The organism is Agrobacterium vaccinii, assembly GCF_021310995.1.
GTDB lineage: Bacteria > Pseudomonadota > Alphaproteobacteria > Rhizobiales > Rhizobiaceae > Agrobacterium > Agrobacterium vaccinii.
This window is the reverse complement of record NZ_CP054150.1, coordinates 861,994-876,332: the sequence shown is the minus strand read 5'-3', so window position 1 is coordinate 876,332 and position 14,339 is coordinate 861,994. Positions and strand designations below refer to the sequence as shown.

Genomic DNA, 14,339 nt, shown 5'->3' with positions numbered 1-14,339 from the left:
CTTTCAAACCTTTATTGTATCGCGAAGGTGGTCCAGCCCCTTGCGCAGTGTTTCGATGATCTGGTCCACCTCCGACCGGCTGATGGTAAAGGCAGGCGATGCCAGCATGCGGTCGCCGGTGGCACGCATGACCAGCCCGTTTTCCAGGCAATGATTGCGCACCAGAGCGCCGATATCGTCCGGCTTGTCGTACCGCCTGCGCGTGGCCTTGTCCGCCGTCAGTTGCAGCCCGCCGATGAGACCGACGTTGACCGCCTCGCCCACCGTTTCATGGTCGGCCAGGCTTTCCCATCCCTGTCGGAAATAGGGGCCGATCTCGTCGCGCACCCGCTCCACCAGTCCCTCGTCCTCGATGATGCGGAGATTTTCAAGTGCAGCGGCGGCACAGACGGGGTGGCCGGAATAGGTGAAGCCGTGGTTGAAATCACCCACCTTTGTCAGCATCACCTCGGCCACACGGTCCGAGACCAGAACGCCACCGATCGGCAGGTAACCGGATGAAAGCCCTTTCGCAATGGGTGCCAGATCGGGCTCATAACCGAAGTGCTGATAACCGAACCATGAGCCCAGCCGCCCGAAGCCGCAGATCACCTCGTCGGAGACCAGCAGAATGTTGCGCGCCTTGCAGATCCGCGCGATTTCCGGCCAATAGGTGTCCGGCGGCACGATGACCCCGCCCGCCCCTTGAATAGGTTCGGCCACGAAGGCCGCGACATTGTCTTCGCCCAGCTCGTCTATCTTCGCTTCGAGTTGCCGCGCGACTTTCAGCCCGAATTCGGCAGGCGAAAGATCACTGCCTTCGACATACCAGTAGGGCTGGCCGATATGCGACACGCCTTCGATGGGTAGATTGCCCTGCTCGTGCATCCACGTCATGCCGCCCAAAGAGGCGCCCGCCACAGTGGAGCCGTGATAGCCATTTCGCCTTGCAATGACGTGTGTTTTCGTCGGGTGCCCCAGCGCCTTCCAGTAAACCCGCGCCATGCGAAACCACGTGTCAGTGGCCTCGGAGCCGGAATTGGTGAAGAACACGTGGTTCATGTTCGGCCCGGCATGGGCGGTTATTTTCTGCGCCAGAAGGGTCGCCGGAGGCGTCGTCGTGCCGAAGAAGGCGTTGTAGTAGGGCAGCTCATTCATCTGCCGGAAAACGGCATCGGAAATCTCACGCCTGCCGTAGCCGATGTTGACGCACCACAGACCGGCGAAGGCGTCCAGATACTTCTTTCCGGTGCTGTCATAGATGAACACGCCTTCCGCCCGCTCGATGATGCGCGTGCCCGTGGCGTTCAGCTTGCCCATGTCGGAAAAGGGATGCAGGTGGTGAGCGGCGTCGATGGCGGCGAGGTTGGATATCGTCCCGGCATTTTCATTCATCGCGGCATGCACTCCCATTGACTCATAGGAGCGCAGCATGGAGGGCGCGGCAGCATTTTGCAAGGCTGCTGCCAGGCAACCAACGGGTCTTTCGGCATAGGCACTCAGCCAATGATATCAGTGGCTTGTGAAGTCTTTGGGAACGATGACTTTCAGTTCGCCAGCATGGATTTTCAGCGTGACATCGCGTTTCATTGGCAGCAATTCGCCGTCGATCACGCATTTCACCTCACCATGCCGCTTGGGAAAATGCAGATCGGCATTCGTCACGGCCATGGCCGTCACCGCCGCATTTTCCTTCAGCTTGCCGCGCAGAATATCGATGGCAAGACCCATGACGCCAGAGGGCGTCAACGCCTCGGCGATATAAAGCCCGAGCTTCCCCTGTGTGATATCGTCGGCGACCAGCAGCGGGCTTTGCCCGAATTCGTTGTTGGATGCGGAAATGGCGCAGGCGCGGCGGTGCTGGGTTTTCCCGTCAACGGTAAATTCCATGTCGAACTTCGGCGGGTTGAAAACCACACCGATGGCTGCACGAATATTCGCCCTGATCTTGCCCAGCCGTGAAGCATATTCCATCTGGTCACGGTAGCGCACCATGCGGGCATGCAGGCCTGCGGAAAACTGGTGCACGAAGGGCCGTCCATTGGCGCTGGCAATATCGACATTCTCGACATGCCCCAGCGCCAGCGTATCCACCGCCTGCCAGATATCCAGCGGCAGTTTCAGAGAGCGGGCAAACAGGTTCATGGTTCCGGCGGGCACCACGCCCAGCGCAATGCCGTGCTTCCAGGCAATGCCTGCAGCGGCTGAGATGGTGCCGTCGCCACCGCCTGCAATCAGGCCATCCAGCCCTTTGTCATCGGCAGTGCGTTCCATTTCCTCAACGATGTCCTTGCCGGACACCAGACGGCATTCGATGTCGTGTCCCGCAGCCTGGAAAACCGTTCGTGCGTGTTCGCAGAATGCATCCATATCCGTGGTCTTGAAGGTCCCGCCATCGCGGTTAAAAATCGCAACCAACTTCATATGATTGTCCAGCCCCCGTTGCGCCCATGCGCGCGACCTAAATGGAATAGCGAACGTTCCGTTCCGTACACCTTTGCGTGAGTCGAATATTTTGCCGAATCAGAGACTACCGCAACGCACAAGCCTGTGCTATGCGTGGAGATAAGGTCATTTTGGTGGCCACATAACTCCAGTCAGGGCAGGCCGAGACCTCGGTCTTGCCCTTTTTTTTGCTCGTTTCACCGCAGAAATCATGACCCAGATACTTAACTCCGAAATCCGCGCAGACGCGGCTGCAACGCCCGTTGCACCAGTATCGACAGCAGCACTTACCCCTCTTTCCATTACATTGATCGAACTGGCGCTTGCCGCCGGTGGCTTTGGCATCGGCACGGGTGAATTTGCGATCATGGGTCTTCTGCCGGATGTCGCCACCACCTACGGCGTTACCGTTCCGCAGGCAGGATATGTCATTGCCGCCTATGCGATTGGCGTCGTCATCGGCGCGCCCATCATCGCCGTCCTTGCCGCCCGCATGACACGACGCGTGCTTCTGCTGGCATTGATGAGCCTCTTTGCGGCGGGCAATATTCTCAGCGCCATCGCGCCTGACTTCGCCACCTTCACGGCACTGCGGTTCATCACCGGCCTGCCGCACGGTGCCTATTTTGGCGTGGCAGCGTTGGTGGCGGCGTCCATGGCGCCGATTCACAAACGCGCCCGCGCTGTGGGCCGCGTCATGCTGGGCCTCACCATCGCGACACTGCTCGGAACCCCGCTTGCCACCTTTTTTGGCCAGATGTTTTCCTGGCGCGCAGCCTTCATGATGGTGGGCGGCATTGCACTGTTGACCGTGGTGCTGCTGTGGCTTTTCCAGCCCCGCGACAAGGTGCAGGAAGGTGCCAGCATCTGGCGTGAACTCGGCGCCTTCAGACGCGTGCAGGTCTGGCTGACACTGGCCGTTGCCTCGGTCGGTTTCGGCGGCATGTTCTCCGTCTTCAGCTACATAGCCAAAACCACGACCGATGTTGCGATGATGCCCGTGTCTTCGGTCTCGCTCGTTCTGGCGCTGTTCGGCATCGGCATGAATGTGGGCAATGTCGTCGGCTCACGCCTTGCGGATTGGTCGCTCAACGGCACCATCGGCGGCATGCTGGCGCTCAATGTGCTGCTCATGGCGCTTTTCAGCCTCACCGCCCATAATCCTTACATGCTGTGCCTGTGCGTCTTCCTCATCGGCTGCGGCTTTGCCGCCTGCCCTGCGGTCCAGACACGCCTGATGGATGTGGCCGCCGACGCCCAGACGCTCGCCGCCGCCTCCAACCACTCCGCCTTCAACATCGCCAACGCACTCGGCGCATGGCTCGGCGGTCTCGTCATCGCCATGGGTTACGGCTATGCGTCGACGGGATATATCGGCGCGGTTCTATCGCTGGGCGGCCTCATCGTATTTGCCGTGGCCGTGGTGCTGGAACGACGCGAGAAGGCGGCGTTAACGGCTTGATTTCATGGCGCTTTAAAAACCTCTAAAGCGCGTCTTTAGGCCTGAATATCTACCTTGCCAAAATTTCATATTTGCCCTGCTTGACTCGGCCTTTTTTCGGGCGCAACAGATAGCACATGCGCAGGTCAAGCCATCGATCTGGCGCAGATATCCACGGAGCATCATTAGATGTCTAGCGACAGTAGTAGTCGATTGCCTTTGCCGAACACGGCGAGACGTGCACTGATCTGACTCCTGTCGGCTCACCACGTTCCGCCGTGATCGGCGGATCGACTGGAAGGTGAGCAATCATGAACTTTCACAACCTCTCTGAAAGAGCCAGCAAGGCTGCCCGCATTTTGCGCAGCGGTAGCATTGGCCCAACCACCATTGCAGAACGCGTCGATCAGTTGAACACGCTCGACGTGCCTGAAGCTGTCGATGCTTTGCTGAAACTGCCCCAGGCAAAAGCCGTTGCCGTTCTGGATCGCCCAGAACTGCATCATGCAGCCGAGATCATCGCCTTGATACCGCTGGAACAGGCTGCCCGCTTCGTCAACCTCATGTCGGATGACCGCGTTGCAGACGTGATGGCCGAGATGGACGACGAGCCACGCGCTAAGCTTTTTTCCCGGCTGGACCGTGCAACGGCCACCGCCATTCAGCACCTGATGACCTATCCGCCCCGCACGGCTGGCTCCATGATGACCACGGAGTTCGTCAGCGTGCCGGACCGCTGGACGGTGGAGCAGACCCTCGCGCATATCCGCATCGTCGAACGTTCCCGCGAAACCGTCTACGCCATCTATGTACTGGCCGAAGACGGAACGCTGACCAAGGTCGTCACCCTGCGCAGCCTCGTGACGGGCGAGCCCACCGCATCCATCCTCACCGTCGCATCCAAGGAAGGCATCACCTATGCCGACCCCATGATGTCGCAGGAGGATGTCGCACGCCTCATCCGCAAGCATGACCTTCTGGCCATTCCTGTCGTGGATGAGCACGTCCACATTCTCGGCATCGTCACGGTGGATGACGTCATCGACACCATGATTGCCGATACGACGGAAGACGCACATAAGTTCGGCGGTATGGAAGCACTCGGCAAGCCCTATATGACGATGGGCTTTATGGACATGATCCGCAAACGCGCCGGCTGGCTGTCCGCCCTCTTCCTCGGCGAAATGCTGACGGCCAGCGCCATGCAGCATTTCGAGGGGGAGCTGGAAAAGGCCGTGGTGCTGACGCTGTTCATCCCGCTCATCATGTCGTCAGGCGGCAACTCCGGTTCGCAGGCCACATCGCTCATCATCCGGGCGCTGGCGCTGGGCGAACTGAAGCTCTCCGACTGGTGGAAGGTGCTGCTGCGTGAACTGCCAACAGGCCTGACGCTCGGTGCCATCCTTGGCGCCATCGGCTTCCTGCGGCTCACCATCTGGCAGCAGGCTGGTTTTTACGATTACGGCGAACACTGGCTTCTGGTCGGCTTCACCGTCTTCTGCGCCCTCATCGGCATCGTGACCTTCGGCTCGCTCGCAGGCTCCATGCTGCCCTTCCTGCTGCAACGCCTCCGCCTCGACCCCGCCAGCGCTTCTGCTCCCTTCGTGGCAACACTGGTGGATGTGAGCGGCCTCGTCATCTACTTCTCGGTGGCACTGGCGATCTTGAGCGGGACGCTGCTTTAAGCCCATCTCAAAAAAGCCGGTCGCAACTCGCATGCGACCGGCCTCTTGCCTTGCCTTTTCAAAAGCTTGTAACCTTACAATGCGACTTTGATTCAGAAAGAGGACGGGCTTTTGCAGATCTCCAATCTTAAACACTATCCGACATTTGCAGATACGATAGCGGACCGAGGTTGGAATGCATGGTGGACCGAAAGCGGTGTCCCTCTCGAAGACTACCGCGCCCATCTCAACCCGATGCTTGAAAAAGACGGCATTCCCTCAGCCTTCGTCGCCCATGATGACGACCGCTATATCGGCTCCGTCCTCATCATCGAAAACGACCTCGATGAGCGGCCAGACTACGCCCCATGGATCGCAGCCCTTTGGGTCGAACCGGAGTTCAGACGACAGGGCATCGCCGCACTACTGATTGCCCGCAGTCGGGCTTACGTCGCGACGCTGGGCTACGACACCTGCTACCTGTGTGCCACGGCAGACAAGCGAGCTTATTATCTGAAACAGGGATTTACGCTTATCGAAGAGGATGTGGCAGGCGTGGATGTGTTCAGCATTCCGAGCGTTTGACGGACGCCGAACGTGAAGCCTTGATGTATTGCCCGCTCGTAGGGGCTTTGCTTCTGGCTCCGTCATCCCGCACTCGATGCGGGATCCAGTCAGCCCAAGTCTTTGGGCTGAAAGAAATTTCTACGCCGCGCAGACTCGCGTTTGCTGGACCCCGCAGCAAGTGCGGGGTGACGGAGAATGGGAATGCCTTCACCGCGCCCTAAGCGCACCTGCAACCGTATGAATATGCGCAGCGCCAATTCCGCAGCAACCGCCGATCATCGTCGCACCGGCATTGGCCCATTCGCAGGCGAAGCGGGAATAGGCATCGTCGGTGAGGTCGGCGCGGGTGCCGTGCAGGCCTTCATTGGCGGCGGAATCGCCCTGCTCGCCTTCGAAGGCATTGGCATAGACGCCGATGTCAATGGAGACGCCCTTGTCCTTGAAGACGGAGGCGGCGGTCTCGACGGCGGCTTTCATGACTTCCGGTTTGCTGCAATTGAACAGCAGCGCGGCAGCGCCTGAACCGGCGGCCCATTCGGCGGCGGCGCGCACGGTTTCGCCGGAGCGAAGCTGCGATTCGCCGCCATCTACCTGCGCAGCATCATCATTCAGCGTGAAGGACACCCAGAAGGGTTTGCCTGTCCCAGCCACCGCCTCACGCACCGCCTCGCCTTCGGCAATCAGGCTCAGCGTTTCGCCCAGCCAGACATCGACATGGGGAGCGAGGTTTTCCACGAGCACCTTGAGGTAGTCCTGCACGCGGGTGGGATCGAAATTCTGCGGTTCGTAGGAGCCGAAGATGGGTGGCAGGCCACCGGCGATGGTAACCTTGCGGCCAGCAACATCGGCTGCTTCGCGGGCCAGCTTGCCTGACAGCGCAATCAGCGATGCGCCTTCGCTACGGAAGCGTTCCTCACCAATGTGAAACGGCACCAGCGCGTAGGAATTGGTGGTGACCACATCGGCACCGGCCTCGATAAACTCCACATGGACCTGGCGCACGATGTCTGGCGTGTCGATCAGCGCCAGGGCCGACCATTCCGGCTGTTTCAGCTGCGCGCCCAGCCGCTGCAATTCGCGGCTCATGCCGCCGTCGAGAATACGGATATCGCCCATGTGGAACTCCTTGGGTATGTTACCGCCGCTGCGGCACTTGCGCTTCGACAAAGCCGAAACAGCGCACGATGATGGCGGTTAGGATGAGATAGAAAATGGTAACGACGAACAGCGGCTCATAAACCAGCAGCGTGTCCTGTCGCACCTTGTAGGCCACGGCGTAGAGGTCCATGACGGTGACGGTGAAGGCTAGCGGCGTTGCCTTCAGCTGCATCACCACCTCGCCCGCAATGGTCGGCAGGGCGATGCGGATGGCGCGCGGCAGCCAGATGCGGCGGATCAGTGTGAAACGGCTCATGCCGAATGCCCGGCCCGCCTCAAGCTCGCCCTTCGGCACCGCCAGCAGCGCGCCGCGCAAGACTTCGGCCTCATAGGCTGCATAGTTCAGCGTGAAGCTGACGGCAGCGAAGAAGAAACCTTCCCGCAAGACCGGCCACATAAAGCTTTGGCGCAGGCCCGGTATCATCGGCAGCAGAGAGCCGACGCCGTAATAGAGAAGCCAAAGCTGGATGAGCAACGGCGTGCCGCGAAAGAAGGTGCAATACCCTCGCGCCAGCACTCGCGTCAGCCTGCCGCCGCTGACCTGCGCAAAGGCAAGGCCGATGGCAAGAATGAAGCCGAGGACAACGGAAATGACCAGCAGTGCGACCGTCTGATAGGCACCGGATAAAAGCAGCGGCCAGTATTTTTCGAGCCAGGAGAAGTCCATGATCTTCCCCTAAACCAGCGCAGGTTGACCGCGCCGCACCCGGCGCTCGATCAATGAAAAGACGAGATTGGAGACGAGCGTAATCGCCAGATACAACAGCGCCGCCGCCATGAAGAACAGGAAATACTGCTTGGTGCTGGCCCCAGCAAGACGCGTCGCCAGTGCCAGTTCCTGATACCCGACGACGGCCACCAGCGCGCTGTCCTTGGTCACCGCCAGCCACAGATTGGCAAGCCCCGGCAGCGCATTGGGAATGAGTGCGGGCAACACAACGCGGCGGAACCGCAGAAATGGCGACATGCCGAAGGCCCTCGCAGCTTCGATCTGGCCAGCCGGAATGGCAAGGATCGCGCCGCGCAGAACCTCGGTCATATAGGCGCCCTGCACGAAGCCGAGAACGGCAATGGCCGCGACGAAACCGTTGATTTCCAAGGGCGGCATTCCGGCCCATTGCAGCAGCCGGTTGAGGCCATCGGTGCCGGCGTAATAGAGCCCCACGATCAGAATGAGTTCCGGCACGGCCCGGATCATCGTGGTGTAGAAACCCAGCACCACGCCCAGTGGCCCGTTGCCGGACAGCTTGCCCAGCGCACCAGCCATGCCGATGACGATCCCGATGAGATAGGCACCGGCGGAGATGGCAAGCGTGGAAACGGCACCGGTCAACAGCGTGCCACCCCATCCCGGAGGATAGGGCGACAGAAGTTGGACCATGGTTTCAATGCTTGCCATCAACTCGACCGAGATTTACTTCGCGCCGTAGATGTCGAAGGTGAAGTATTTCTTGGTGATCTCGTCATATTTTCCGCTGGCACGAACGGCAGCCAGCGCCGTGTTCAGCTTCTGCTTCAGCTCGGTGTCGTCCTTGCGTAGACCGCCTGATACTCCCAGACCGAGGATTTCTTTGTCGTCGGCCACATTGCCCGCATCCGCGCAGCAATCCTTGCCCGCATCGCTTTTCAGGAAGGCATCGAGAACGAGCGAGTCACCGAAGACATAGTCGATGCGACCGGCGGCCAGATCCTGAAACGCTTCGTCCAGTGTCTGATAGGTCTTTTCGTCCGCCGCATCCTTGAAATACTTGGCATAATAGGCCGACTGGATGGTGGAGACCTGAATGCCGATGGTCTTGCCCTTCACGTCTTCCGCGGTCGCACCCGGCTTGCCATCCTTGGCGCCGATCAGCTTGCTCGGCGTGTTGTAGTATTTGTCGGTGAAGGTGATGACCTTCTGGCGCTCCTGCGTGTTGGACATGGACGACCAGATCACGTCGAACTTCTTGGCCTCGAGTGCGGGAATAAGCCCATCCCAGGACAGTTCGACGATGGAGCATTTTTCCTTCATTTCCGCGCAGACGGCGTCCATCAGGTCGATTTCCCAGCCCTGCCATTTGCCGGATGCATCCTTGGCAAAAAACGGCGGGTAGGATTCGTTCATAATGCCGAAGCGCACATCGGCGCTGGCGGTGAAGGCGGATAGCGCAAATGCCGATCCGGCAAGCAGCGTGGCGAACAGTTTCATGGAAATCTCTCCGGTTAAAACGATGATAGATCAGTTGGCGATGGCGCCGGTAAAGTCGCGGGTGCGGGTGCTGGTCGGGTTTCCAAACACCTGATCCGGCGTCCCCTCCTCTTCCACACGGCCCTGATGCAGAAACATGACGTGGTTGGACACATCACGGGCAAAGCGCATTTCATGCGTCACCAGCAACATGGTGCGGCCTTCTTCGGCCAGATCGCGGATCACCCTCAGCACCTCGCCCACCAGTTCCGGGTCCAGTGCCGAGGTCGGCTCATCGAACAGCATCACGGCGGGCTCGACACAGAGCGCTCGCGCAATCGCTGCACGCTGCTGCTGGCCGCCGGAGAGAATCGCCGGATAGGCGTCCTTCTTGTCGTAAAGGCCGACCTTGTTGAGCAGCGCTTCGGCTCGCTCAATCGCATCCTGCCGCTTCACGCCCATCACATGGACGGGCGCTTCGATGATGTTTTCCAGCACCGTGCGGTGGGCCCAGAGATTGAAGTTCTGAAACACCATGCCAAGCCCGGTGCGCAGGCGCTCCACCTGCCGCCAGCTTTTCGGCACGGCCTTGCCATCGCGTCCAATCTTGACGGAGACTTCCTCGCCATTGACGGTCACACGGCCACGGTCGGGCATTTCCAGAAAGTTGATGCAGCGCAGGAACGTGCTCTTGCCGGAGCCGGAGGAGCCGATGATCGAGATCACGTCACCCTTGCGGGCGTTCAGTGAAATGCCTTTGAGGACTTCATGCGTACCGAAGCTCTTGTGGATGTCCTCCACCGCCAAAGCGTAACAGCCTTCAATACTCATCAACGGGTCCCGACTGTCCTTGTTGCGGATGGATACTTATAGAAGCAAACGAAAAATACCGCGCAATAAACGGCTCTATTGCACATCCGGGGTGAAAAATCATTCCACGGAAAAGATTTCAAGGAAAATCGTAAATCGATCCCCGGCCCTAAAAGCCGAGGATACGACATGGCAGCATCGTCGCTTGTTACGCAGCGCTGATCACGCCCGTGGAGAGAAGCACCAGAAGCAACACGCCCAGACCCACGCGGTACCACACGAACGGCATATAGCTTTTGCTCGAGACCAGCTTCAGGAAGCCGACGATGACGGCATAGCCGACGATGAAGGAGATCAGCGTGGCGAGTGCTGTGGGACCCCAGCCGACTGGGTTGACCTGGCCGATGCTTTTGTAAAGCTGGTAGAAACCGGAACCGAAGACGGCGGGAACGGCGAGAAGAAAGGAATAGCGTGCTGCCGCTTCGCGTGTATAGCCGAGCAGCAGGCCCGCCGTAATCGTGCCGCCGGAGCGGGACACGCCGGGGATCAGCGCCATGGCCTGTGCGAAACCGAACAGAATGCCATCACGCCAGATGAGCTTGTTCAGCGGATACTTCTTCTTGCCAATCTTATCCGCATAACCAAGGATGATGCCGAAGACGATCAGCATGACGGCGGTGATATAGAGATTGCGCAGCGAGGTCTCGATGGAATCCTTGAACAGCAGGCCCAACAGCACGATCGGCACCGAGCCGATAATGATGAGCCAGCCCATGCGCGCGTCGGCAGCATCGTAGCTGCCGCCAAGGCGCAGGTTCTGGCGAAGCCATGCCATGGCGATGCGCATGATGTCGGACCAGAAATAGACGAGAACCGCCAGTTCGGTCCCGATCTGAATAATGGCGGTGAAGGCAGCGCCGGGATCTTCCCCCGTTCCCAGAAACTCCCCGGCAATCCGCAGATGCGCGCTGGAAGAAATCGGCAAAAATTCCGTAAGACCTTGAATAAAACCGAGAATCGCGGCCTCAATCCAACCAATACCCATGCTTGTCGTCCCTGACTGAGAATCACTGCCGCGACGCTATGAAGCAATCCGGGCAGATCAATGTTGCGGTGCGGAATATTTTTATCGAAGCAGAAATGCCAGCGTCCAGTCTGTCAGCCGCCCGAATGGCGCGCGCAACAGCGTCGGCAGGCTCCACCGCCCTTGCACGAACACGCCTTTGGCGTGGCTCATGCGACGAAAGCCCTCTATGCCGTGATAGGCACCCATGCCGCTGGCCCCTACCCCGCCAAACGGCAGATCATCCTGCGCCACATGCAATATGGTGTTGTTGATGCCGACATTGCCGGAGATGGTGCGGGCCAGCACCGCCCGGCAATCCTCGCTCTTTTCATCGCCAAACACATAAAGCGCCAGAGGCCTTGGCCTTGCATTGATGTAAGCAATCACTTCGCCGATCTCGCGATAGGTCCGCACGGGCAGGATCGGCCCGAAAATCTCTTCGCGCATCACTGCCATCTCGTCGGTCGCGTCGAAGACCAGCGTTGGCGGCAGAACGCGGATGCGGCTTGCGGCGGACGGCGCGGCACTGCCGACCTCCACCACCCGCGCCCCATTTTGCCGTGCGTCATCCAGCAGGCCCTTCAGCCGCCCAAAGTGCCGGTCGCTGACGATGGAGGCGAAATCGATGGTCGATGGTCCCTTGGGATAGGATTTCGCCACCGCCCTACCGAAGGCATCGGTAAAGGCGTCCAGATCATCCTCATGCACGAAGACGTAATCCGGTGCCACGCAGGTCTGTCCGCCATTGGTCAGTTTGCCGAACACGACGGAGGCCACATTGCTTTCGGTGGCATGGCCCTTTTGAATAAGCGTCGGGCTCTTGCCGCCCAACTCCAGCGTCACCGGCACGAGGTTCTCGCTGGCCGCCCTCATCACGGCCTTGCCCACCTGCGTGCTGCCGGTGAAGAACAGATGATCGAAGGCAAGCCCGCTGAAGGCCGCACCCACCTCGGCATCCCCTAAAATGACGGCGACTTTTTCTTCCGGAAAAATACTGGCCAGCATGTCCTTCATCAACTGGCTGGTGCGCGGCGTCAGTTCGGAGGGCTTCAACATCGCCCGGTTTCCGGCAGCAATGGCCGTTGCCAGCGGCACCATGGCCAGCAGAAACGGGTAGTTCCACGGCGACATGATGCCGATGACGCCCAGCGGCTGATACTCCACATGGGCCCGCCCCATCTGGAATGTCGCCGCCACATGGCGGCGCTCCGGCTTCATGAAGCGCTTCAGATGACGCGTCAGGTAATCGATGCCCTGCACCACGCCCAGAATATCCAGCAGGGCCGTTTCACGCGGTGAACGCCCACCGAAATCCAGATCGACCGCCTGCTCGATATCCCGCCTGCGCGCTGTCACCACCTTGCGCAGCGCTTTCAGATCAGCCTTGCGCGCCTCGAGTGTCGGCGGTCCGTCACGCAGAAAGGCATCGCGCTGGCGGGCAAGAATCTCGACGGCGTCGCTCATTCGGCGGCCTCCAGCGGCCTGATCAGATCGGCGGGAGAAACGAAGCGCTTTGCGCCATCCTTGCAGATCACATGCGCCTCACCCCACGTCTTCAGCGCAACGATAACCGGCTGCATGCTGAGCCCCAGCGGCGTCAGAGCGTAATCCACACGTGGCGGCACCACGGCAAAGACCTTGCGGGAAATCAGCCCGGCCTCTTCCAGTTCACGCAACTGCTTGGTCAGCATGCGCTGGGTCACGCTGGGGATGTGGCGGCGCAGCTCGTTGAAGCGCAGCGTGCCCTCGTTCATCAGGTGATAGAGGATCACGCCCTTCCATTTTCCATCCAGAAAACTCAGCGTCGACTCCACCGGACAACCGGGAAAATTGCCGGTCAATTTGGCACGGGGACGGGACATCGTAGTATCCTTTTTGTGCGTATATACAGAATATGTGCATTCTTGCGGTGCGCGCTCATCTCTATCAAATAGAGGTCAACGCAACAAGCAAAGGAGAATACGCCATGCGTGCGATCGGTTACAAAAGCGCAAAACCCATCACGGAAGCAGATGCGCTTGTTGACCTCGATGTATCCGTGCCGGAAGCTGGAGGGCATGATCTTCTGGTCGAGGTGAAGGCCGTGTCCGTCAATCCTGTCGATACGAAGGTACGCCGCAACCAGCCGCCGGAAGAAGGCTAGGCCCGCATTCTCGGCTTCGATGCCGCAGGCATCGTCAAGGCCGTGGGCGAAGGCGTGACGCTGTTCAAGCCAGGCGACGAGGTGTTTTACGCCGGTGCCATCAACCGCCCCGGCTCCAACAGCGAATTCCATCTGGTGGATGAGCGCATCGTCGGCACCAAGCCCAAAAGCCTCAGCTTCGAGGAAGCCGCCGCCCTGCCCCTCACCGCCATCACCGCTTACGAGGCGCTGTTCGACCGGCTGAAGGTGAAAGACCCCGTCGCCGGTGCAGCCAATGCCATCCTCATCATCGGTGGTGCAGGCGGCGTCGGCTCCATCGCCATCCAGCTGGCACGGCAGCTGACCGACCTCACCGTCATCGCCACGGCCTCACGCCCTGAAACCAAGGAATGGGCCAAATCCCTTGGCGCGCACCACATTATCGACCACAGCCAGCCGCTCGCCCCGCAGGTGGAAGCGCTCGGCCTCGGCGCACCCGCCTTTGTCTTCTCCACCACCCAAAGCGATCTCCACGCCGCCGACAGCGTCGCGCTGATCGCCCCACAGGGACGCTTCTGCCTGATCGACGACCCCGCAGGCGGCTTCGATGCCATGCCCTTCAAACGCAAGGCCATCTCCATCCACTGGGAAATGATGTTTGCCCGCCCGGTCTTCGAAACAGCCGATATTCTCGAACAGCACAAACTGCTGAACCACGTGTCTGAACTGGTGGATGCGGGCAAGATCAAGACAACGCTCACCGAGGTCTTCGGCACCGTCAACGCCGCCAATCTGATCAAGGCGCATGCGTTGATCGAAAGTGGAACGGCTCGGGGTAAGATTGTTTTGTCGGGGTTCTAGTGGCGGAGACGTCATGAGCGGTTGAGACTGCCGCTCACCCCCCTCTGCCTTGCCAGGCA

At 59.8% G+C, this 14,339-nt stretch carries 13 protein-coding genes and 1 pseudogene; 4 read left to right on the top strand and 10 right to left on the bottom strand.

All coding sequences use genetic code 11. The features are described 5' to 3' along the window. Positions 1 to 3: 3 nt before the first annotated feature. Both HRR99_RS04415 and HRR99_RS04410 read right to left on the bottom strand, forming a co-directional pair. Positions 4 to 1,374: an aspartate aminotransferase family protein gene (locus HRR99_RS04415; RefSeq protein WP_233122923.1), complete on the bottom strand. Its 1,371-nt coding sequence runs from the start codon at positions 1,372 to 1,374 to the stop codon at positions 4 to 6. A gap of 117 nt (positions 1,375 to 1,491) precedes the next feature. Continuing rightward, positions 1,492 to 2,403, bottom strand: a complete 912-nt coding sequence (locus tag HRR99_RS04410; RefSeq protein WP_233122922.1) for a diacylglycerol/lipid kinase family protein — start codon at positions 2,401 to 2,403, stop codon at positions 1,492 to 1,494. A gap of 232 nt (positions 2,404 to 2,635) precedes the next feature. Here HRR99_RS04410 and HRR99_RS04405 point away from each other — a divergent pair, with 232 nt between their 5' ends. The 3 genes from HRR99_RS04405 to HRR99_RS04395 all read left to right on the top strand — a co-directional run bounded on the left by HRR99_RS04405 (position 2,636) and on the right by HRR99_RS04395 (position 6,114). Continuing rightward, a complete protein-coding gene (locus HRR99_RS04405) occupies positions 2,636 to 3,886 on the top strand; it encodes an MFS transporter (RefSeq protein ID WP_233122921.1) in 1,251 nt (416 codons plus the stop codon). Positions 3,887 to 4,176: 290 nt separating this feature from the next. After that, the gene (gene mgtE / locus HRR99_RS04400; RefSeq protein ID WP_233122920.1) at positions 4,177 to 5,550 is read left to right on the top strand and encodes a magnesium transporter; all 1,374 of its coding nucleotides are present in this window, start codon (positions 4,177 to 4,179) and stop codon (positions 5,548 to 5,550) included. 111 nt (positions 5,551 to 5,661) lie between these two features. Then, a complete protein-coding gene (locus tag HRR99_RS04395; protein WP_233122919.1) occupies positions 5,662 to 6,114 on the top strand; it encodes a GNAT family N-acetyltransferase in 453 nt (150 codons plus the stop codon). Positions 6,115 to 6,303: 189 nt separating this feature from the next. Here HRR99_RS04395 and HRR99_RS04390 read toward each other — a convergent pair whose 3' ends face one another. The 8 genes from HRR99_RS04390 to HRR99_RS04355 all read right to left on the bottom strand — a co-directional run bounded on the left by HRR99_RS04390 (position 6,304) and on the right by HRR99_RS04355 (position 13,159). Then, entirely contained in the window at positions 6,304 to 7,212 is a 909-nt protein-coding gene (locus HRR99_RS04390) for a homocysteine S-methyltransferase family protein (RefSeq protein WP_233122918.1), read from the bottom strand. Between the two features lie 19 nt (positions 7,213 to 7,231). Beyond that, positions 7,232 to 7,921 carry an ABC transporter permease gene (locus HRR99_RS04385; protein WP_233122917.1) on the bottom strand — a complete coding sequence of 230 codons (690 nt, stop codon included), beginning with the start codon at positions 7,919 to 7,921 and terminating at the stop codon, positions 7,232 to 7,234. 9 nt (positions 7,922 to 7,930) lie between these two features. After that, positions 7,931 to 8,653, bottom strand: a complete 723-nt coding sequence (locus HRR99_RS04380; RefSeq protein WP_233122916.1) for an ABC transporter permease — start codon at positions 8,651 to 8,653, stop codon at positions 7,931 to 7,933. Positions 8,654 to 8,668: 15 nt separating this feature from the next. Then, positions 8,669 to 9,442, bottom strand: coding sequence for a transporter substrate-binding domain-containing protein (locus tag HRR99_RS04375; RefSeq protein ID WP_045231120.1), 774 nt, complete (start codon positions 9,440 to 9,442; stop codon positions 8,669 to 8,671). 30 nt (positions 9,443 to 9,472) lie between these two features. Beyond that, the gene (locus HRR99_RS04370; RefSeq protein ID WP_233122915.1) at positions 9,473 to 10,252 is read right to left on the bottom strand and encodes an ABC transporter ATP-binding protein; all 780 of its coding nucleotides are present in this window, start codon (positions 10,250 to 10,252) and stop codon (positions 9,473 to 9,475) included. Between the two features lie 187 nt (positions 10,253 to 10,439). Next, positions 10,440 to 11,276, bottom strand: a complete 837-nt coding sequence (locus HRR99_RS04365; protein WP_173996482.1) for an undecaprenyl-diphosphate phosphatase — start codon at positions 11,274 to 11,276, stop codon at positions 10,440 to 10,442. Positions 11,277 to 11,357: 81 nt separating this feature from the next. Further along, entirely contained in the window at positions 11,358 to 12,761 is a 1,404-nt protein-coding gene (locus tag HRR99_RS04360; RefSeq protein WP_233122914.1) for a coniferyl aldehyde dehydrogenase, read from the bottom strand. Continuing rightward, positions 12,758 to 13,159, bottom strand: coding sequence for a winged helix-turn-helix transcriptional regulator (locus HRR99_RS04355; protein WP_233122913.1), 402 nt, complete (start codon positions 13,157 to 13,159; stop codon positions 12,758 to 12,760). Before HRR99_RS04355 ends, HRR99_RS04360 begins: the two co-directional genes overlap by 4 nt. A 104-nt stretch (positions 13,160 to 13,263) precedes the next feature. Between HRR99_RS04355 and HRR99_RS04350 the strand changes: the two are divergent. Further along, positions 13,264 to 14,280 (top strand): annotated as a pseudogene (locus tag HRR99_RS04350) (zinc-binding alcohol dehydrogenase family protein). The last annotated feature ends 59 nt before the right edge of the window (positions 14,281 to 14,339 follow it).

Bases quoted from the DNA above. Each gene is read 5' to 3' on its own strand.
- HRR99_RS04415 (WP_233122923.1), bottom strand. From the start codon at position 1,374: ATGAATGAAAATGCCGGGACGATATCCAACCTCGCCGCCATCGACGCC.
- HRR99_RS04410 (WP_233122922.1), bottom strand. From the start codon at position 2,403: ATGAAGTTGGTTGCGATTTTTAACCGCGATGGCGGGACCTTCAAGACC.
- HRR99_RS04405 (WP_233122921.1), top strand. From the start codon at position 2,636: ATGACCCAGATACTTAACTCCGAAATCCGCGCAGACGCGGCTGCAACG.
- mgtE (WP_233122920.1), top strand. From the start codon at position 4,177: ATGAACTTTCACAACCTCTCTGAAAGAGCCAGCAAGGCTGCCCGCATT.
- HRR99_RS04390 (WP_233122918.1), bottom strand. From the start codon at position 7,212: ATGGGCGATATCCGTATTCTCGACGGCGGCATGAGCCGCGAATTGCAG.
- HRR99_RS04385 (WP_233122917.1), bottom strand. From the start codon at position 7,921: ATGGACTTCTCCTGGCTCGAAAAATACTGGCCGCTGCTTTTATCCGGT.
- HRR99_RS04380 (WP_233122916.1), bottom strand. From the start codon at position 8,653: ATGGCAAGCATTGAAACCATGGTCCAACTTCTGTCGCCCTATCCTCCG.
- HRR99_RS04375 (WP_045231120.1), bottom strand. From the start codon at position 9,442: ATGAAACTGTTCGCCACGCTGCTTGCCGGATCGGCATTTGCGCTATCC.
- HRR99_RS04370 (WP_233122915.1), bottom strand. From the start codon at position 10,252: ATGAGTATTGAAGGCTGTTACGCTTTGGCGGTGGAGGACATCCACAAG.
- HRR99_RS04365 (WP_173996482.1), bottom strand. From the start codon at position 11,276: ATGGGTATTGGTTGGATTGAGGCCGCGATTCTCGGTTTTATTCAAGGT.
- HRR99_RS04360 (WP_233122914.1), bottom strand. From the start codon at position 12,761: ATGAGCGACGCCGTCGAGATTCTTGCCCGCCAGCGCGATGCCTTTCTG.
- HRR99_RS04355 (WP_233122913.1), bottom strand. From the start codon at position 13,159: ATGTCCCGTCCCCGTGCCAAATTGACCGGCAATTTTCCCGGTTGTCCG.